The sequence below is a fragment of the Pedobacter riviphilus genome, from assembly GCF_014692875.1.
In the GTDB taxonomy this organism is placed as follows: Bacteria; Bacteroidota; Bacteroidia; order Sphingobacteriales; family Sphingobacteriaceae; genus Pedobacter; species Pedobacter riviphilus.
In genome coordinates this window covers 5,107,580-5,128,670 of record NZ_CP061171.1, presented here as the reverse complement: position 1 = coordinate 5,128,670, position 21,091 = coordinate 5,107,580, and the positions used below count along the sequence as shown (strand labels likewise).

The following is a 21,091-nucleotide window of genomic DNA, read 5'->3' as shown; positions in this document are numbered from 1 at the left end:
TTTCACACCACCATATGCGCTTCTTCCTGCATCTAGTGCAATGAACACCAATCTGGCTTTAATAAGACAAACAGCTACATTGATATAAAATAAAATATACAGTCATCGTATGAACATTTGTATAACAAATTTGCTGATTATTAGCCATATCCCAAATCTAAATACGGTTATTTTGCTTCCCTAACCAATATATATTATATGAAAAAACACAATTCACTTACAAGTGTAACCAGGAAGGTTACCTTTGTTGTGGCTGCAACCTTAGTGTTTGCAAGCACCTCATGTTTAACAGGCTGTAAAAAAGACGAAAAGATGGCACCCGAGGCCGTTACTGCTCCGCCTCCATCTAACAAAGCTGTCGCCACGGTAGAATCATACCAATCGGGTACACATAACGGCTTCTTTTGGTCGCTTTGGAAGAGCGATGGCGCAACCGGCACAGTTAATTATGCCAATGGTAACGGCGGAAATTACAGTGTTAACTGGAACGGCTTTAACGGTAATTTCACCTGCGGCAAAGGTTATTCAGTAGGATCAAATAATTACACGATAGGGTATAATCTGGGCACTTACTCAAACTCAGGAGGTGGTACTTTTGGCTGGTACGGATGGAGCAGAAGCCCTTATTATGAGTATTATGTGAATGAAACCTGGGGGGCGGTTTCGCCTCATACCGGTACCTACCTGGGGACATTTGAAACCGATGGCGCGGGTTATAATGTATGGACCAGATGGATGACAGGCAAAAATATAGATGGAGGCGACGGTTTCAGGCAGATTTACAGCTCGAGAGTTACAAAAACGTCTACCGGACAAAATCACACCATTACTTTTGCCAACCACTACAACAAGTGGCAAAGTTATGGATATACGCTTGGTCAGTTAAATATTCCTGCAATTATGGTTTCGGAAACATGGGGCACTAATACGAATGGCAATATTAACTGTACCATTTGGGCACAGTAAACATTTGTTTAAATCAATTACAAACACATTACTGCCTGGCAATAAGCCGGGCAGTATGTATTGCAGGTAATTCTGATCACCTACCTGAGTTAAAAAGCCTTTAATTTTAAACCATTTGTTATCATGAGATCCATCCTTTATTTTTTTGCTTTTTTTATTTTTATTCTTTCCGCCTGCGATTCGCCAAATCCTAAAAATATAGGTGGAAATAAAAAATCACTGATCGGAAAATGGCATCGGTTTTCCACGGCAAATGGATATAGCGAATTTGATATTGATTCGCAATATGTCGTTTTCTATAATCAGAAAGTTGGCCGCTTTAAGCTTCCTTATAAAATAGAAAATGATTCCTTAAAATACCTTACCAAAGATTATGTAGCTAAGATTACAGACTACGGAGACTCTGTTCTTTTGGAAGGAAATGATAGTACTCAGGCCGTTTTGCATAAGTTTAAAGAACCGCATATCCCTTTTGAAACCATTCCAGAAGAAAAAGATTCTGTATCATTTGCATCATACATCGCTAATTTTGATAAAAGATTAATCAGCGAGTTTGAGAAAGCCGGAATAAAGATTTCTGATGGTATGGAAAAACGTGAGGCCCCCGCATACGAAGAGCTGTTAAAAAAGAAATCAGCAAACAGATAAAAGTGTTTCAACAGGTAGGATAACTTACCATTGGCCGGTAAAATTTCAAAAAAAAGACCGATTGTTTTATTTTTTATATAATTTTGGAAGAAATTAAAAATTTCTCTGCGATGAAAACGACGAAGTCTGAAAATACCAAGCGGCTGATTATCGAGAAAACCGCATCGGTTTTTAATACAAAGGGTTATGCGGGAACATCGATCAACGATTTAATGGATGCCACCGGACTTTCAAAAGGCTGCATTTATGGTAATTTCCAAAACAAAGACGAAATTGCATTAAGCGTTTTTGATCACAACTTCGATATGGTAACACAGCATATGAAAGAACGCATCTTAGCTACCGAGAATTCGATAGAAAGGTTGCTGGTTTACCCGCAAACGTATAAGAATTATTTCAGGTACCCTTATTTACAAGCTGGTTGCCCGATTTTAAATACTGCTACAGAAGCAGATGATACGCATCCAAAGCTAAAAGAACGTGCACAAAAGGCATTGGGATTCTGGAAGGCATCTATTGTAAACCAAATAAAACGAGGTATCGAAAGAAAAGAAATAAAAGAAGATGCAGACGCAACCGAAATTTCGGTGATCATGATTTCCATGATTGAAGGCGCATTTATGCAGGCAAAGGTCAATAACCATATAACAGAGCTTAAAATAGCAATGTCTTTCCTCGAAAAATTAATTAAGAATCTCAAAGTATAATTTTTTTACCCATAAAAAGACCGATCGGTTTATTTTTATTAATAATGTTAGAAAAGAAAAATGGAAGAATTTGATATTACCGTTATCGGGTCAGGTCCCGGCGGATATGTAGCAGCGATAAGAAGTGCCCAACTGGGTTATAAAACAGCTTTAATTGAAAAATACAGCGCTCTAGGCGGCACTTGTACCAATGTGGGATGCATCCCCACCAAAGCCTTACTGGATACCACACATCATTATGCAGATGCACTTAAGCATTTTGAAAATCATGGTATTGAATTTTCTGATCTCCACCTTAACTTCGAACAGGTTTTTAAACGCAAAGCCGATGTGGTAACTAAAAATACACAGGGACTGGATTTCCTGATGAGAAAGAATAAGATCAAAGTTTTCCAGGGCACAGGTACTTTTCTCAACAATGAATCTATGAGAATCATAAGTGCTGAGCAGCAAGAAACTATTATCAGATCAGGTAAGTTCATTATTGCTACCGGATCAAAGCCGGCAACTATTCCAGGAGTTACCATCGATAAAAAAAGGATCATTACCTCTACAGAAGCTTTGGCAATGCAAGAAAAACCGAAAAGCATCATCATCATTGGCGGTGGTGTGATCGGTGTAGAAATGGCTTCCATTTTTAACAGAATTGGTACAAAAGTGACCATATTAGAATATGCCGATAATCTGATTGCTGCAATGGATCAGGAATTGGGAACTACATTAACAAAAATTTTGATAAAGGAAGGTATAGAAATCAAGCTTCAGCAAGCAGTGTACAAAGCTGAAAACCTCGGCGACAAAGCTAAAGTATATTTTAAAAATAAACAGGGTACCGAACAAGATCTGATTGCGGACTATATCTTAGTCGCTGTCGGCAGAAAGCCATATGTGAATGGTTTGGGCTTAGAAAATACCAATGTAGAATTGAATGCTAATGGCACGGTAAGGGTGAATGACCAGATACAGACAACGGTTTCAAACATTTTTGCTATTGGCGACGTGATCGGTGGTGCTATGCTTGCCCACAAAGCAGAAGAAGAAGCCATATTTGTGGTCGAAAGAATTGATGGTCAAAAACCGCATATTAACTATGACCGGATTCCGTCGGTAGTTTACACCTGGCCAGAAGTTGCGTCAGTAGGAGCTACAGAAGAAGAATTAAAAAAACGGGAAGTGCGGTATAATCTCGGTAAATTCCCATTTGCAGTAAATGCAAGAGCCAGGGCAGGAATGGAAACGGACGGATTCGTAAAAGTACTGTCTGATCCTAAATACGGAGAACTTTTAGGCGTGCATATAATAGGTGCCAGGGCAGCAGATTTAATAGCACAAGCAGTTGTTGGCCTTGAATACGAAGTTACAGCGAAAGATATGGCTTCAATATGTTATGCGCATCCTACCTATTCGGAAGTGCTGAAAGAAGCATATACCATGGCATCAGGAAGACCATCTGTGAATATTTAATATTATATTGATCAATTCATTAATTATGTCGCAACAGATCAGGCGCGCAACCCCCGGAGATTATATCCGGATCATGGAGATTTGGGAATCAGCAGTTACAGCCACCCATGACTTTCTTCTTGAGGAAGATTTTATTTATTTTAAGCAGATTATCCCAAAGAACTACCTACCACATCTTAATGTATTCCTGCTTATTGAACAGGGCGAACAAATTGGATTTGCATCTGCATCAGAAGGAAACCTGGAAATGCTTTTCATCCATAACGAATACCGTGGAAAAGGTTACGGAAAAAGATTATTCCATTTTATGAAAGAATTGCAAGGCATCACAAGAGTCGATGTTAATGAGCAAAACCGTCAGGCCGTGGGCTTCTACGATAAATTGGGTTTTAAAAAAACAGGAAGATCAGAAAAAGACGGATCGGGTAAAAATTATCCCATTCTGCACATGGCGCTTTAAGATGATGAAAATATAATATTATCCATCAATAAAATTTTGAAAAATGATAGAACCAAAGCCTTTTGTAAAATGGTTTGATCGAAAATTCGATACAAACATTGATATAGTACAGTTTGAGGATGTGCTAAGCCGCATGGAACATTTTCCTGCTGTTTTAAATCAATTACTCGAAACTTACCCTAAAAAAATAACCACCATAAAGACCGGTGCCAAATGGTCTGTGAATGAAAACGTTGGGCACTTGATCCTCCTAGAAGATCTCTGGCGCAGACGGTTTCAGGACATAAAGGATGGAAAGCCGGATATGTCTCCTGCTGATTTAAACAATACAGCAACCGATCAGGCTTCTTTCAATGAGCAGGTGCTGAATGAGCTTACTAAAAGTCTAAGTGATGAAAGAGCAAAAACAATTGTATTGCTAAAGGGAATAAGCAAAGAAGACCTTTTGAAGAAGAGTACCCATCCTAGGTTAAATCAGCCAATGAATATCGTTGACTTTATGTATTTTGTAGCCGGGCATGATGAGCATCATATGGCCGCAATGCGATCTATTATCGAAAATCTTGAACACCTTCCAATCGCAGATTTTTGAAAAGCAATAACTTGTTAATCAGTATTTTACAGCCATAAAAAAAGGAAACAACTGATATTTGTTGTTTCCTTTAGCGGAATGGACGGGACTCGAACCCGCGACCTCCTGCGTGACAGGCAGGCATTCTAACCAGCTGAACTACCACTCCATTTGTTCTTCTTTAAAGTCTGAACCTCTTTTCCCTTTCGGGACTGCAAATATAGAGACTATATTCAGTTTATCACTATAGTAATCGACTTTTTAATCAATAATTACGTAACACGCTGAACCTCATTCTAAATATTTTAATGAAAACGATAATTAAACAAAAAAGCCTCAACTTTTGCAAGTTAAGGCCTTTCGAAACAGCATGTTCCGCAGCTAATATCAGATTGTATTACTGAATCTTCACTGTTGATAAAATTCCTTGAATTGATTATTAGCAATATTCGTTATTACAATCGCTAAATCTAGCATACCATTTGCCATCATAATAGTAATCTACCAATTGACATCCATTTTCGTCTCTAAGGTTAGACACGATATACTTAGGCCCCCAGCTAAACCACCTAATACAGCTTTGGAACTTTCCAAGTTTAGCTTCTTGTTTTCTAACGAAGACAAGCTTTTTTGCATCTCTTTTAACTTTATCATTTTCTTTTAAAGTTTAATATTTGATTGATAAGCGCCAACTTACCCTGGCGTTTAGGTTTTGGTTAATTTGCTATTTATAAAAACATCAGTTATAGGTCTAAAAAAATATTAATACAAATAGCTAACTACTGCGGTATAAATTTAATTTGCTAGCACTACCACTATAATTTATTTTAAAGCTGAACATAAACATTTAGTAATAAAAGGCATACCTAATATTTGCTGGCTTTCAATAAATATTCGTAACGTTTACCAATAAATTTGCTGAAAGACTCTGCAACCATCAAGAACAGATTGTTAAGTGGGATGTACAGTTTGGGATGAAATCTGTCGCACTCTTAAGTGATACATCGTAAAGAATAAAACATTAATAATCAGCATTATAAATTCTAGGTCCGAATCTTCTGGTCTCCAATCAATTCTTAAGAAACCGACATAGCAAAAAAGAAAACAAGGGATCAAGCGGATGAGCATGGAATTCTTGCGGAGGCTGGTTCCGTTGGTCTAAAAATAAGTGATAACCATACCCGATTGTTTCAGTACGGATAAGATCAAATTGATCTAAAAGATCTGCTGGTAGTAAGAGTTTTAGTCTCTTCGGTCTCCAAGGCCAAGTGCTAAAAATACTAAGTTAAAAATTTAAACTCAGCCCCCCAACTTTCACGTTTGATCCGAAAAAATGAATAATCTGGTGCTTCCAGAAAACGAAAAAGCCTGTAAACATTTAATTTACAGGCTTTTAGTTAAATTTAAAACTATTTCGCGGAATGGACGGGACTGTAGACGCCCCCTTAACTCAACTTATACTATTTATAAACGACACAAATATCAATCAAAACACTGAAATATAAGCAAATACAAAACGACCTCAAGTAGCAGATCAAAAATGTCATTTAAACAAACCGATAAAAAGACAAAAGGCCTTGGATTATAATTTTCTGGTTCGGAAAAATAGTGAGCAGGGAATTATCTAACACTTTCCGTTGTCGACTTTTTTCGTTTGAGAGTATGATGAATTTAATAAATCCTTTAGTAGTAAGATAGGCTAGAACAACTAAAACTAACGTGTTTAGTTAATCGCAATAATACGATAAACGTCACATTAGAATAATTTTATGTTTTGGATTTGGAAGTATCAAAATATTAATCGCAATATTGGAATACAATTATGGGATTAATTGCTCAATATGGAGATCAGAATCTTAGAGGCCAATGATTGGCCATTCGTAAAGGAAATATATGAACAGGGCATTGCTACCGGCAATGCCACTTTTCAAACCGAAGCCCCTTCCTGGTCGGATTGGGATAAGTCCCATCTTAAGGGCTGTCGTTTTGTACTCGAATCGGATAAACAGATAGTGGGCTGGGCCGCACTTTCTCCGGTTTCTTCCCGCTGTGTGTATGCGGGAGTGGCAGAAGTTAGTATCTACGTCAATCCCTCCTTATCCGGGAAAGGTTATGGCTCTATCCTGCTCAATGCACTGATCGTTGAGAGCGAAAAGCAAGGACTATGGACACTGCAGTCGGGTATCTTTCGGGAAAACATCGGCAGCATTAGAATGCATGAGAAAGCAGGATTTCGTGAGGTGGGTTACCGGGAGAAAATCGGTAAGATGAATGGTATCTGGAGAGACACCATTTTATTGGAAAGAAGAAATCAAAACATTAAATAATAAAAAATATCTGCACTCTGTACCGGTAACAGTTGCCGCAGCCAGATTGCAGCAGGCTTTTTAAGGCATTTTCCAAATGGTCAGACTGAAGTTACAGCGCAAGAATTGAAACCCATGGAGTTAATTCCAAGGCCATACAGGTTATGACAGAAAGTGGCATCGATACTTGATCAAAGCCTACAGCTTTGACTTTGTAAAAGGTAACTTCAGTTACTAAACACAAAAGACATGTCTGCCAACAACTGCGCACCCGCCCGCGAAAAGAAAAGACTAGGTTTTCCTGTACCATTCCTTATGGATCTTCCTGGCCATGGTCATTGGTGTCGCCATCTGTATCTTTTTTCTCTTCTTCGGTATTTATTAATTCCTTCTCCAGTGGCACAACCAATATTCCGCTGGCTATAGGCCTTATCCTGATGATGTATCTACCGTTCGCCAAAGTGAAATATGAAAATATGGGCAAGGTATTTAATGATACTAAAATCCTTGGGGCTTACCTGTTCTTAACTGGATTATCGGCCCTGTTTTAAGGTTTATCCTGGCCATTATATTTCTATAGGAATTCCATTCCAGAAAACGAAAAAGCCTGTAAACATTTAATTTACAGGCTTTTAGTTAAATTTAAAACTATTTTCGCGGAATGGACGGGACTCGAACCCGCGACCTCCTGCGTGACAGGCAGGCATTCTAACCAGCTGAACTACCACTCCATTTGTTCTTCTTTAAAGTTCGAACCTCTTGTCTCTTTCGAGGTTGCAAATATAGAGACTATATCTTAATTTGCAAATTTTTTTTTCAAAAACATTTAACTCCTTAACCTACAGCACCTTCCTGCATCTTCTCTGCATTTTCTGCAAACTGAAGTGCATCAATAATTTCCTGAATATCGCCATCCATAATAGTTGGCAGGTTATACATGGTTAAGCCGATACGGTGTTCGGTAACACGTCCCTGAGGATAATTGTAGGTTCTGATTTTTGCCGAACGGTCGCCGGTTGACACCATAGTTTTACGTTTGGCGGCAATATCTCCATTTTTTTTCTGCAATTCGATATCGTAAAGTTTACTGCGCAACATCTCCATCGCAATAACACGGTTACCCAACTGTGAACGTTCTTGTTGACAAACCACTACAATACCTGATGGTTTATGCGTTAACTGTACTTTAGTTTCTACCTTGTTTACGTTCTGTCCACCAGCACCACCTGAACGCGAAGTTTGCAATTCAATATCGGCAGGGTTAATATACAGGTCAATTTCTTCTGCTTCTGGCAAAACCGCTACAGAAGCAGCTGAGGTATGCACACGGCCCTGCGTTTCGGTATCTGGCACACGCTGTACGCGGTGTACACCACTTTCATATTTTAGCTGACCATAAACATCATCACCGCTCACTTTCAGAATTACCTCTTTATAGCCTCCCGCAGTACCTTCAGTTACATCAACGGTTTCTACTTTCCATCCCTTAGTTTCGAAATAACGGGTATACATGCGGTATAAATCGCCTGCAAACAAAGCTGCTTCATCGCCACCCGTACCGCCGCGGATCTCAAAAACCGCATTTTTGGCATCTTCTGGATCTTTAGGAATCAACATCAAACGGATATTACTTTCCATTTCTTCCTGTTGCTTTAACAAAAGATCAAGCTCTTCTTTTGCCATCTCCCGCATTTCGGCATCCTTCTCAGTAGCTAAAATTTCTTTGTTGGCATCAATATTACTCATTACATTTTTGTAGATTTTATATTCATCTACAATCTTGCCTAAGTCTTTATATTCTTTATTTAAAGCCGCAAAACGTTTCATATCCTGAATTACATCCGGATTACTTAACGATTCTTCTACATCTTCCCAACGCAGCTTTATAGCTTCTAATTTATCTAACATATTATTCTTGTTGAAATTTCCTGACGGTTGGTATAGCCCAAAAATTCAGGAAATGCAAAAATAAGGAAAAAAGCTGAATTAGTTTGGAAAGCAAAAACTAGATTTTTATTAAGGATTTTGGAAATGAACAGTTCTGTGCCTATGGCAGCCGGTAGCCCCGCTATCACTCCAAGTCCTCACTCGTTCCTCGCTCCAGGCTTTCCGTTCTATCTGGTTTAGGAGCAAAGAACAGTGCATTTTAGGCACCATGCGGCCTCAAATAGCAGCACCAACCCGCGTACCTAAACGGGATTGAAGTGGCAGCTCCCGATTTTCCTTTAAAAATCGGGACTATAACGAAAAGCCCGACCAACATTAAAAAAGCTTCAGGTTTTGCTTTTCAAACAAGGAAGATCTTCATCTACCGTGCAAGTATGAAAAGAAAAGTTGCAATATTATCCAAAGTTTTTTTTAGAAATGAACAGTTCTGTACCTATGGCAGCCGGTAGCCCCGCTATCACTCCAAGTCCTCACTCGTTCCTCGCTCCGGGCTTTCCGTTCTATCTGGTTTAGGAACAAAGAACAGCGCATTTTAGGCACCATGCGACCTCAAATAGCAGTACGAACCCGTGTACCTAAACGGGATTGAAGTGGCAGCTCCCGATTTTCCTTTAAAAATCGGGACTATAACGAAAAGCCCGACCAACATTAAAAATGCTACAGGTTTTGCTTTTCAAACAAGGAAGATCTTCATCTACCGCGCAAGTATGAAAAGAAAAGTTGCAATATTATCCAAAGTTTTTTTTTGGAAATGAACAGTTCTGTGCCTGTGGCAGCCGGTAGCCCCGCTATCACTCCAAGTCCTCACTCGTTCCTCGCTCCGGGCTTTCCGTTCTATCTGGTTTAGGAACAAAGAACAGTGCATTTTAGGCACCATGCAGCCTCAAATAGCAGCACGAACCCGCGTACCTAAACGGGATTGAAGTGGCAGCTCCCGATTTTCCTTTAAAATCGGGACTATAACGAAAAGCCCGACCAACATTAAACCGAGATACAGACACTGCTTTCCAAAAATGAACTTAAAAATTAAGGCTCTGGATTGTAATACTCCAATTTTAAATCCTGGCCATCAAATACCCCGTACGAATTATAATTGAGCCATTCGCCAATATTAACATATCGGCTTCCATTACCTAAATCAATATCGAGTGGTAAGTGTCTATGTCCGAAAATAAAATAGTCGAAATGTGTCTTCTGCAGCTGTTCTTTGGCATAAATGGCTAACCATTCTTTATCCTCACCTAAAAACACTTCTTTTTCGGTTTGTGCAGCCCTACTCCCCTGGCTCCAGCTATTGGCAATACCGATTCCTAAATTTGGGTGCAAACGGGCAAACAGCCATTGGCAAAACTTACTTCTAAAAATCTTTCTTAAAAATTTGTATTTATTATCTCCCGGGCCTAAGCCGTCGCCATGGTGCAGGTAGAATTTTTTACCACCTCTTTCAATGATCAGTTCATCGCTGATAATTTCCATGCCGATTTCCTGAGTGAAATAACTGCGCACCCACATATCATGGTTACCTTTAAAAAAATAGATTTTTATCCCCGCATCGGCCATGGCAGCCAATTTGCCCTGTAAACGTATAAATCCCTTCGGAATCACTTTAGCATACTCGAACCAGAAATCGAAAATATCGCCCATCAAAAACAACTCGCCACAATTTGGTTCTATAAAATTTAGCCAATTTACAATACGCGCTTCACGGGCACGGCTTTCGGCATAATTTGGAGTGCCTAAATGAAAATCGGAAGCGAAGTAAATATTTTTTGCCATGTACAAATCCAAAGGTAAGGGAAAAAGCTTAAAGACTAAAGCAGAAAGACCAAAGCCTAAAGTGCAGCAATCTGTGAAATCAAAAAACCTGCGAAATCATACCGAAGGAAAAAAGACATATATTAGTAAACAAATCTCACTAAAGATGAAAAAACAAATTCTATTGAGCTTATTTGCATTAAGTCTGTTTGCTTGCAACCAAGGCAAAAAACCTGCAGAAAAAATAACATTAATGAAATACCCTGAAACAAAAAAAGACAGCACAAAAGATAATTATTTCGGAACAACCATTGCCGACCCTTACAGATGGCTGGAGAATGATACCTCAGCAGAGACAAAAGCCTGGGTTATAGCCGAAAATAAGGTTACCCAAAACTATCTCGAGCAAATTCCCTACCGTACTGACATTAAAAAGCGTTTAACAGCATTATGGAATTACCCTAAAGAAAGTGCACCTTTTAAGGTTGGCGAATATTATTTCTTCACTAAAAACGATGGCCTTCAGAACCAAAGCATCTGGTTTATTAAAAAAGGGTTAGATGGCAAAGAAGAAGTTTTTCTCGACCCTAATAAACTCACAAAAGATGGAACAGCGGCCGTTTCGCTGCTTGGGTTTTCGCACGATAAAAAATACCTGGCCTATTCGGTTGCGCAAGCAGGATCAGACTGGAGCAATATTTATGTAATGGATATTGCCAGTAAAACCAAATTAGCTGATGAACTAAAATGGACCAAATTCTCTGGGGCAGCCTGGAAAGGCGATGGTTTTTATTACAGTAAATTTGATGAGCCCACTAAAGGAACCGATCTTTCTGCCGCCAACAAATACCAAAAAGTATATTTCCACAAACTGGGCGATCAGCAACAAAATGACCAGTTAATTTTTGAAGACAAAACCAATCCAAATTTATATTTCGGGGCTAATATTACAGAAGACGAGCGTTTTCTGGTGGTTTATGCCAGTGCTGGTACTTCGGGCAATGCACTTTATTATCAAGATCTAAAAGTGCCAAATAGCAAAATCACCTTATTGGTTAAAGGCTTTGAAAACAACCACAGCGTTATTGATAATGTTGGCGACAAACTATTGGTAAACACCGATCTCGGTGCCGAAAACAAACAGGTAGTTTTGGTTGATCCGAAAAATGCAGATCCGAAAAACTGGCAGAAAATTATCCCAGAATCGAAATTGGCTTTAGAGGGTATTGGAACTGGCGGAGGATTTCTTTGGGCCTCTTACCTAAAAGATGCAAGCACCAACATTATTCAGTTTGATTTAACCGGAAAGAAAATAGGCGATGTAAAACTTCCAGCCATTGGAACCGTTGGAGGCTTTGGTGGCTACAAAGATGATAAAGAATTTTTTTACACCTTTTCTAATTTCACCACCCCAGGCACCATTTACCGCTACGACATCGCCAAAAGCGAATCGGTATTATATAAAAAATCAGATCTCCAGTTTAATACCGATAACTACGAAACCGAACAGGTATTTTATCCATCAAAAGATGGTACAAAAGTACCTATGTTTATCGTACATAAAAAAGGCATCAAACTGGACGGCAACAACCCAGTTTATCTTTATGCATATGGCGGTTTCCAGATCAGTTTAACCCCAGGATTTAGCCTTTCAAGAATGCTATTTTTAGAGCGTGGCGGTATTTACGTTCAGCCGAGTTTGCGTGGCGGAAGTGAGTATGGCGAAGCCTGGCACAAAGGGGGTATGTTAGCCAAAAAACAGAACGTTTTCGACGATTTTATTGCCGCAGCCGAATACCTGATTAAAGAGAAGTACACCAACCCATCTAAAATTGCTATATCTGGTGGTTCAAATGGGGGCCTCTTGGTAGGTGCCTGTATGACTCAAAGACCAGATCTGTTTAAAGTGGCTTTACCAGCTGTTGGCGTTTTAGACATGCTTCGCTACCACAAATTTACCGTTGGATGGGGCTGGGCTGTTGAATACGGAACCAGCGATAAAAAGGAGGATTTCGATTACCTGATTAAATATTCACCGCTCCATAACCTAAAAAGCGGTGTTAATTATCCGGCAACTTTGATTACTACTGCCGATCATGATGACCGTGTGGTACCTGCTCATTCTTTCAAATTTGCAGCAACCCTACAGGAAAAATATAAAGGCGAAAACCCTGTTTTAATCAGGATCGAAACCAAAGCAGGGCATGGAGCGGGCAAACCAACCACCAAATTAATTGAAGAAGCAGCTGATGTATGGAGCTTTGTGTTTCAGAATTTAGGAATGAGCTGGTAATAAAACATAATCATGGTAAAAAATAAAGCACTCTGGTCAGCCACTCTTGCTTTTTTCCTGATTATTCAAACAGTATATTTTTGGGAAGGTAAAACTGGGCTATTTGCCTTCCCAATAACCATAGGGTTGTGTATCTTTTACCTCATTTTATTTTTCCTTTTAATACAGCAATTAGTTTTGCTTACAAAGAAAAAATTCAAGGAAAAACATAGAATCTACATCGGTTCTACGTTGGCAATAGTTTTGATATCAACAGCTTTTTTCCCTTCGGGCATCATTGATTTTGAAAAATTTGAGGGTAAAGACATATTAATTGCGGGCTGGACTGGTTCGGCTGGCTGCACAACAATATTAAAATTTAAAGAAAACGGCAAGCTTTATAAAAGAGTGGCCTGCTTCGGAATAAAAACAATGAATTCTCGATACTATATAAAAAACGATACTATATTCTTTGTTAACAATATCGACTCGAAATCAGAAGATCAATATCAATTTGCTATAATTGGTAAGTCTAGATTATCATGGAACAACAGAGATGGTTTATTTTCTTATAAAACCAAAAATGACAGTCTACCTAATGAGTTGATAATTGTTTATAATAAATCGACTTTAAAAAAACGATATAAAAATTAATTCTACAATATCCATAGACCAATTATAATTTGCTTTAAACACCTAAAAACCCTTAACTTTTGTTTTAACCCAACACAAAGCATATAAAATATTGAATACAACAGTATTACAAAATTATCTAGAATATTTCTAAATAGCAGGATTGATAATACTTTATTTCGTAACTTTGCGTCAAATTTTTTTTAATGATCACTACTGATATAGCCGTAATAGGCGCTGGTCCGGTTGGTTTATTTGCCATTTTTGAAGCCGGTTTATTAAAAATGCGTTGCCATTTAATTGACTACCTGCCGCAGGTTGGTGGTCAGCTGTCTGAAATTTATCCTAAAAAACCGATATACGATATCCCTGGTTATCCTTCTGTGTTGGCTCAGGAACTTATCGATAATTTAATGGAGCAGGCAAAACCTTTCCATCCAACATTTACTTTAGGTGAGCGTATTGAAGGTTTAGAAAAGCGTGGCGAAGCAGATTTCGTTTTAACTACCAATATGGGTACCGTTATCGAAGCGAAGGTTGTGGTAATTGCAGGTGGTTTAGGTTGTTTCGAACCGCGTAAACCAGCTGTAGAAAATTTAGAAAAATTTGAGAACGGTAAGGGTGTAAATTATATGATCTTGGACCCGAGAAGTATCGCGATCAGAAAATGGTGATTGCCGGCGGTGGCGACTCTGCTTTAGACTGGACCATTTACTTAGCGGAAGTTTGTTCTGAATTAACCTTAGTGCACAGAAGCGAGAGTTTCCGTGGTGCTCCAGATTCGGTTGCTAAAGTAATGGCATTGGCAGAAAGTGGAAAAATCAATTTAATTTTAAATAGCAATCTTCAAGCGGTACAAGGAACGGATAAATTAGAGCAAGTTGAAATTGTGCAGAACCGCACCATGGAAAAAACTGTTGTGGAGGCTGATCATTTAATTCCGTTGTTTGGTTTGAGTCCTAAATTAGGCCCGATTGAAGACTGGAACTTAAACATTAACAAAAGTGCTATTGAGGTTAATGTTGATGATTACTCGACAAATATCCCTGGAATTTATGCCATTGGCGATATCAATACTTACACCAATAAACTAAAATTAATTCTTTGTGGTTTCCACGAAGCCGCATTAATGAGCCACAGTGCTTATTCTTACATGAACCCAGGTGTAAAATATACCATGAAATATACAACTGTAAACGGAGTTTCAGAATTTTAAGCTTTCTCCTATATTTGTCGCTACAAATCATAAGAGTAATAAAATGGAAAACAACATTAACATATATATGCAGGAGCCGGATGGCTCGGTTACTGAACACGTTGCACCAACCGACATGGGTTTAAGCCTGATGGAGTTTTTAAAAGCATCAGAGTACGATATTCTTGCTACTTGTGGCGGAATGGCGTTATGTGCCACCTGCTGTGTTGATGTATTGGAAGGCGAAGAAAAACTTAACGAAATGACAGACGATGAGTATGCCATGTTAGATACTTTGCCCGATCTGTTACCAAACTCGCGTTTAGCCTGCCAACTGCAGTTAAACAACAATATGGATGGATTAAAAGTAAAATTACACGGCGTAAGCTAGGTTGTAAAACATACTATAGAGAAAAGGCGATACCTAAAGTGTCGCCTTTTTTGTTTTATAGACCGTGAATTGCAAACTGAAGATTGAAAGCTGATAACTGATTTGGGCGTTACCCAATCCCGTGAAGTACGGGAAAGGGTCGGGCTTTTCAGGGCTGCGCTTCGCTCCGGTACCGATGAAGGATCGGTACTGAACCCTTACAATCCCTAACGCGGATCCAGCGGTATTTTAGAGCAGCTGCTGCTGTTTCTAAACCTGATAAAGCGGAAAGCCCGGAGCGAGGCACGAGTGAGGACTTGAAGCGATAGCAGGGCTACATTCTGCCATTGTAGCAGAACCCAGCATTTTCAAAAACGTTGAAAATAAGCCTACACTTCATAATTAAAAATCCCCTAAAGACGGGATAACAAACCATGACTAACCTTCTATTAAAACCCAACCATCATCCGACTTTCATCGGACCATCATCGGAGCTTCATCGGACATTTTGGGTTTTGGCCAGAAGAATGTTATATAGAAATCGATAAATATTACCTCTTAACTGTTAATCAATTTGCAACAGGCTTAAAATAATCCTTTTATTAGTCGAGGTTTGTAATCTCGCATTTGAGTACTCCCACCCAGGATTAAACATCCTAAGTTCTTAAAACGGGATTACAAATCCCGATTAACTTATTGAATATTTACTTTCTGCTTTTCTACATTCCAGCCATATACCTCTACAGCTAAATTACTTTGTTTCCCTGTATATTCTACAGTTACTGTTTTACTTTCTCCTGGTAAAATACTCACATAGTTATCATCATAAAATGCTGGGAGTATACGTTCGCCAGTATTGCCATTTATTAAAGCAATACGATTAAAAAATGCTACGGGGCTTCCGTTTGCATTGCTTAAAGTAACTGCCACCTTACCGTTTTTCTGATCAATTGCTGAAACTTTTAACGGCGCTTGTTTGATACTTTTTAAGCCCGAATATTCACCATCCTTACCTGGAAGCCAATAAATATTTTCGCTCAGTATATTTTGCTTCTGGTCTAAAATCCTTAAAGAAACAAATACACCTTCTTTTTTATCCAGCTTGGTTAAGAACTCGTTCATAGGAAAAAGTCTTCTCACAGAAGATGGACCAACCGAATTGAAGGCCTGGGAGTAGAAATAATCTTTGCCATCCATATCGTAAGCTTTCGCCTGCACCATCAGGTTGTTTTTAGTGCTAAACCCATTGTTTACGATGGTAACCATGCTATCCAAAGGATTCATCATCACATGCAAAGGCTCACTTCCTTTCCTTAAGCCGTATAAACAGGCATTTGGATCAAGATAATAATCGTACATCTGTCCGCGCATGGCTGTCCAGGGGTTTTGGGTTTTCCAGATGATGGAACCAGTATACCAATCCCACATTTTGTTCGAGAAACCCTCCATTAATGCCCTGTATTGATCGTAATTGGCCAATTGGGCCTTCATTGCAAAATCTTCTGCACTTTTCGGCTTGCCGTATGGATTAAGATATTGCTCGTATGAGATATATTTATGATAATCCCATACCGAATCGGGTTTGGCTTTATATTGGGGTGCAATCAGGTTTTCTTTTGGGATAAAACGCAGCAAGGAAACATAATCGCCAACACCTACCGAGCCTACTTCGGAGTTGTAAGGAAATGTTCTCGTACCCCAAAAAGTTTTAATATCCTGTATGCCGTACGGCCCATCGCCGTTTCCGCCAATGGAGTTATACGACATTTCGTCGCTGTTAGAAAAATCGAAAAGCTTTCTAGTGCCATCTAATCGTGGCAGAATATTGTTTTTTAAAGGTTCCAAAATATCTTCGGGTGGTGTAATCTCATTCCCTCCACACCAAAAAGCAAGTGAAGCATGGTTTCTGATCATTTTGATCTGATCTTCAATAGCGGTTAAGGTGAGGTTATGATCATCTGGATAATTTCTGCGTGTCCATTGGTCTTCCTTTTTCATCGGGTCTACCCAACGGCCGTTACAATCGCCACTAAACCAGAAATCCTGAAAAACCAGCAATCCATATTTATCACAGGCGTTGTAAAACTCAGGTCTTTCTAAAATTGCTCCTCCCCAAATCCTGATCAGGTTCAGGTTCATATCTTTATGGTAACGTACTTCAGCATCGTAACGGGCATCGCTAAAACGGAGCATTGCATCACTGATAATCCAGTTACCGCCTTTAATAAAAATCTTTTGTCCGTTTACAAAAGTGCCCATACTCCTGGTGTGTTCGTTCCAGGTATTATCAATCTGGCGGACACCCACTTTAAGCTGCTCCTGATCTAATACTTGATTGGCCGCTACAAATTCGATTTTTACGTCATACAAGTTTTGTGGTCCGTATCCGCTTGGCCACCATAATTTAGGATTTTCAAGCTGTAAATCAGGAAGTTTAACCGTAATAGTCTTATTGGCGGCAATAGAGGTTGACAGTTTAATCAACTTTCCGGCAATTTGGTATTGCAATGTACCCGAAACCGCCTGATTAGTTGGGTTTTCTACTTCAACTGAAACTTTAACGGTAGCTGGTTTTTGTTCCCCTTCTGGCAAACGCTTGCCGGGTACCAAAGTAATTACCTGTGGATTCTGGATATTGATACTCTTGGTTTTCTCGATGGTCACTTTATCCCAAATGCCCGTGTTACGGTCGCGTGTAGGCTGAATCCAGTCCCATCCGGCAGTATATTGTGTAGTTAAACCTTTGGCAATTGTACCGTCGCCACCCTGTCCACCATTCGGGTTGCCCGGGAAATCTGGTGGATAAACAATTACGGCAAGCCTGTTTTTCCCATTCGGGGATAAAAATTTAGTGATGTTATACTGTGCCCTAAGGTGCATACCCACCTGGGTTTTGGGGTTAACTTTTTTTCCGTTTAAATAAATTTCGGCCTTATAATTTATTCCTCTAAACTGTAACCAAACCTGTTCGGTACCCACAGCGTGCTCTTCAAAATCTTTTACAAACCAATAAGTGTAATAATCGTTACCGGTTTTATAAACGTCTGGAATTTTCTCATTGTTCATTCCATAAAATGGATCGGATACTTTTTTATTGTTCAACAAAGTGGTTAATACTGTTCCAGGAACTGTCGCTTGCATCCAGTTGCCGACCGGAAAACCAGCTTTCGAGATTTCTAAGCCCGAAGCATTGGCATCTTTGATATTGGTACATACCCAACCCGAATTTAGTTCATAGCGCTGTTGTGCATTTACGGTCAAAGCCGAACAGAGTAAGAGAAGTAGAAATATTTTCTTCATTATTTTGAAATCTTGTAGATAAAAATTTTGTTGCTGTGGTTAATTTAATGAGAATATATCATATGTCCAGAATGTCATCCTGAGCTTGTCGAAGGACCTTCATTAATATGGAGTGAGGCGTTTCGACAGGCTCAACGTGACAAAATCTAGATAAACTAATTTTATGATACAACCTCATTTTTATCTAGAACTATTAGTTGATACAGGTCTGTCTTCTTGTTTTACGCCCCAGCTTGCCGATGGTTTATTGCCCATATAAATTTGTATATTTCCGCCAGCTGTTATGGTGTTATGCAAAATATATGATTTGGTATATGGTTTGCCATTCAGCACAATTTTCTGAATGTACTTATTCTCCGCACTGTTATCCACAACCCTTATACTGAATTTCTTATTCCCAGGCAGCGAAATAATCGCATCATTAACCAATGGCGTTCCGAAAACGTAAGCTCCGTTTGCCGGATTTACAGGATAGAAACCCATTGCGGAGAAAATATACCAGGCACTCATTTGACCTACGTCTTCGTTGCCGCACAATCCATCAGGTTTTGACGAATAAAAATCTTTGTCGATTTTACGGATCAGATCGGCAGTTTTCCATGGCTGGCCTGCGTAAGTATATAAATAAGGGATGTGGTGGTTGGGTTCATTTCCCTGCGCATAATTTCCAATCAATCCGCTAATATCAGGCGAACCGTTGGTTCCCAAATCTAAAGGTAAGGTAAATAGCGAATCAAGTTTATTGGTAAAAGGTTTATCTCCTCCAAAAAGATCAATCAAACCTTCTACATCTTGTGGCACCAACCAGGTATATTGCCATGCATTCCCTTCTACGTAGTCATCTTCACGGTGTTTGGACGAAAAAGGATCGAAAGGACTTCTCCAATTTCCATTGGCAAGTTTACCACGCATAAACTGAATACTCGGATCAAAATATAAACGATACAGTTTCGATCTTTTACTAAAGTAAGCGTAATCTGCTGTTTTGTTGAGTCCCTTAGCCATTTGTGCAATGCAATAATCGTCAATAGCGTACTCCAAAGCCTTACCCACTGATTCGTTTATTTTATCAGCAGGAATGAACTTAAGCTCCTGAATGTATTCGATACCATCCGTTTTCTGCATAGCCGATTGTTTTATCGCTTCGTATGCCAGATTTACATCAAAACCCCGGTATCCTTTTAAATAGGCATCAACAATAACCGGAACGGCATGGTAGCCCACCATGGTATTGGTTTCACTGCCCATTAAATGCCAAACGGGTAGTTTACCCTGTTGTTTATAGATGGCTAACATGGTATTTACCACATCGTTTACCTTATCCTGGTGCAGAATGGTGTACAATGGATTAGCCGCACGGTAAGTATCCCACAGTGAAAAGGTAGTGAGGTTATTGAAATTTGCCTTTTTGTATACCTTTTTATCTGTACCGAGGTAATCTTTGTTTACATCGTTAAAAAGTGATGGCGCCACCATGGTATGGTACAAAGCGGTATAAAATATATTTTTGGTCGTATTTGAAGCCTCAATTTTCAACTTGGCCAGTTCTTTTTCCCACTTCGCATCACTATTTTTAACAGCTGCTGCGAAATCCCAGCCCGGTAGCTCTGTTTTTAGGTTTAAAATGGCATTTTCAATGCTTACCGGAGATAAGGCAACTTTAATCTGCAGTTTATCATGATTAATGGTATTAAAGTTAACCGCCGCCTTAAGCTTTTTACCAGATAACGTTGCGCCACTTTTAACAACAGTGCTATCATAAAGTGCAATGCTTTTAATCGGTTGCGAAAGTTTAATTACAAAATATAAACGTTGATCGTTGGCCCAACCTTTCGAATTACGATGCCCTACAATAGTAGTAGCATCAAGCTGTTTAAATGAAGCAGATACAGGCGCATCCCAACCTATACCTTCAATTAAATCGATAATGATATGTGGATTTTCAGCATCTTTTTTAAAAGTGTACTGATGAAAGCCTACCCTTTCGGTTGCGGTTAGTTCGGCTTTAATTTGGTATTTATCAAGTAATACACTGTAATAACCAGCTTTGGCTATTTCATTTTGATGCGAAAATTTAGATAGGTAGCCGTTCTGGTCTTCGGCTGTTTTACCCTTTTCCAGGAGCAATTTACCAGTTGCAGGCATAATCGAAATATCGCCTAAATCGCCAATACCAGTACCACTTAAATGGGTATGTGCAAAACCGGTAATCGTATTACTTGCATAGTTATACCCACTGCACCAGTCCCAGCCTTCAAAAATATTGTTCGGCCCCAGTTGAACTGCACCAAAAGGAACATTTGCACCTACAAAAACATGTCCGTGTTTTGCTGATCCGATTAATGGATCGACATATTGGGTAAGTTTGGTGTTCTGCTGTGCAGCTGCATTAAGAGAGAATAGAGAGGCCGTTAGAAATAGAATAGACGAAGTTTTCTTGAACTGCATGTGTGCTTATAATTTCTTACATTAGAATTTAAAGCCTAAAAGTAAAACG

15 protein-coding genes, 2 tRNA genes and 1 pseudogene are annotated in these 21,091 nt (G+C 39.2%); 11 read left to right on the top strand and 7 right to left on the bottom strand.

All coding sequences use genetic code 11. From position 1 onward, the window contains the following. Window positions 1-198 precede the first annotated feature (198 nt). From H9N25_RS21090 to H9N25_RS21065, 6 genes are all read left to right on the top strand, one after another. Entirely contained in the window at window positions 199-966 is a 768-nt protein-coding gene (locus H9N25_RS21090; RefSeq protein ID WP_190327135.1) for a glycoside hydrolase family 11 protein, read from the top strand. A gap of 123 nt (window positions 967-1,089) precedes the next feature. After that, window positions 1,090-1,614, top strand: a complete 525-nt coding sequence (locus H9N25_RS21085) for an alkaline phosphatase family protein (RefSeq protein WP_190327134.1) — start codon at window positions 1,090-1,092, stop codon at window positions 1,612-1,614. Between the two features lie 110 nt (window positions 1,615-1,724). After that, window positions 1,725-2,321, top strand: coding sequence for a TetR/AcrR family transcriptional regulator (locus tag H9N25_RS21080; protein ID WP_190327133.1), 597 nt, complete (start codon window positions 1,725-1,727; stop codon window positions 2,319-2,321). A gap of 60 nt (window positions 2,322-2,381) precedes the next feature. Continuing rightward, complete coding sequence (gene lpdA, locus H9N25_RS21075; RefSeq protein ID WP_190327132.1) at window positions 2,382-3,785, top strand: dihydrolipoyl dehydrogenase; 1,404 nt, start codon at window positions 2,382-2,384, stop codon at window positions 3,783-3,785. Between the two features lie 25 nt (window positions 3,786-3,810). Beyond that, on the top strand, window positions 3,811-4,245 hold the full coding sequence (locus H9N25_RS21070) for a GNAT family N-acetyltransferase (protein WP_190327131.1): 435 nt from the start codon (window positions 3,811-3,813) through the stop codon (window positions 4,243-4,245). Window positions 4,246-4,288: 43 nt separating this feature from the next. After that, window positions 4,289-4,837, top strand: a complete 549-nt coding sequence (locus H9N25_RS21065; RefSeq protein WP_190327130.1) for a DinB family protein — start codon at window positions 4,289-4,291, stop codon at window positions 4,835-4,837. 74 nt (window positions 4,838-4,911) lie between these two features. Here H9N25_RS21065 and H9N25_RS21060 read toward each other — a convergent pair. Beyond that, window positions 4,912-4,985: transfer RNA gene (locus H9N25_RS21060), tRNA-Asp, on the bottom strand. Window positions 4,986-6,657: 1,672 nt separating this feature from the next. Here H9N25_RS21060 and H9N25_RS21055 point away from each other — a divergent pair. Further along, window positions 6,658-7,143, top strand: a complete 486-nt coding sequence (locus H9N25_RS21055; protein WP_190327129.1) for a GNAT family N-acetyltransferase — start codon at window positions 6,658-6,660, stop codon at window positions 7,141-7,143. A 292-nt stretch (window positions 7,144-7,435) separates the two neighbouring features. Here H9N25_RS21055 and H9N25_RS25545 read toward each other — a convergent pair whose 3' ends face one another. The 4 genes from H9N25_RS25545 to H9N25_RS21035 all read right to left on the bottom strand — a co-directional run bounded on the left by H9N25_RS25545 (window position 7,436) and on the right by H9N25_RS21035 (window position 10,845). Continuing rightward, entirely contained in the window at window positions 7,436-7,606 is a 171-nt protein-coding gene (locus H9N25_RS25545; protein WP_190327128.1) for a hypothetical protein, read from the bottom strand. Between the two features lie 173 nt (window positions 7,607-7,779). Further along, window positions 7,780-7,853, bottom strand: a tRNA-Asp gene (locus H9N25_RS21045). Between the two features lie 103 nt (window positions 7,854-7,956). Then, on the bottom strand, window positions 7,957-9,030 hold the full coding sequence (gene prfA, locus H9N25_RS21040; protein ID WP_086548609.1) for a peptide chain release factor 1: 1,074 nt from the start codon (window positions 9,028-9,030) through the stop codon (window positions 7,957-7,959). A 1,065-nt stretch (window positions 9,031-10,095) separates the two neighbouring features. Next, window positions 10,096-10,845 carry a UDP-2,3-diacylglucosamine diphosphatase gene (locus H9N25_RS21035; RefSeq protein ID WP_190327127.1) on the bottom strand — a complete coding sequence of 250 codons (750 nt, stop codon included), beginning with the start codon at window positions 10,843-10,845 and terminating at the stop codon, window positions 10,096-10,098. A gap of 145 nt (window positions 10,846-10,990) precedes the next feature. Here H9N25_RS21035 and H9N25_RS21030 point away from each other — a divergent pair, with 145 nt between their 5' ends. The 4 genes and pseudogenes from H9N25_RS21030 (at window position 10,991) to H9N25_RS21015 (ending at window position 15,315) form a co-directional block, all read left to right on the top strand. After that, a complete protein-coding gene (locus H9N25_RS21030; protein WP_190327126.1) occupies window positions 10,991-13,117 on the top strand; it encodes a prolyl oligopeptidase family serine peptidase in 2,127 nt (708 codons plus the stop codon). A 12-nt stretch (window positions 13,118-13,129) separates the two neighbouring features. After that, a complete protein-coding gene (locus H9N25_RS21025; protein WP_190327125.1) occupies window positions 13,130-13,750 on the top strand; it encodes a hypothetical protein in 621 nt (206 codons plus the stop codon). 185 nt (window positions 13,751-13,935) lie between these two features. Then, window positions 13,936-14,945, top strand: a pseudogene (locus H9N25_RS25350) (NAD(P)/FAD-dependent oxidoreductase). 43 nt (window positions 14,946-14,988) lie between these two features. After that, window positions 14,989-15,315: a 2Fe-2S iron-sulfur cluster-binding protein gene (locus tag H9N25_RS21015; protein WP_025141835.1), complete on the top strand. Its 327-nt coding sequence runs from the start codon at window positions 14,989-14,991 to the stop codon at window positions 15,313-15,315. A gap of 672 nt (window positions 15,316-15,987) precedes the next feature. Here the strand turns inward: H9N25_RS21015 and H9N25_RS21010 are convergent. Both H9N25_RS21010 and H9N25_RS21005 read right to left on the bottom strand, forming a co-directional pair. Next, window positions 15,988-18,594 (bottom strand): glycoside hydrolase family 2 protein, encoded by a 2,607-nt coding sequence (locus H9N25_RS21010; protein ID WP_190327124.1) that lies wholly within the window; start codon window positions 18,592-18,594, stop codon window positions 15,988-15,990. A gap of 180 nt (window positions 18,595-18,774) precedes the next feature. Then, window positions 18,775-21,042 carry a GH92 family glycosyl hydrolase gene (locus H9N25_RS21005; RefSeq protein WP_190327123.1) on the bottom strand — a complete coding sequence of 756 codons (2,268 nt, stop codon included), beginning with the start codon at window positions 21,040-21,042 and terminating at the stop codon, window positions 18,775-18,777. Window positions 21,043-21,091 lie beyond the last annotated feature (49 nt).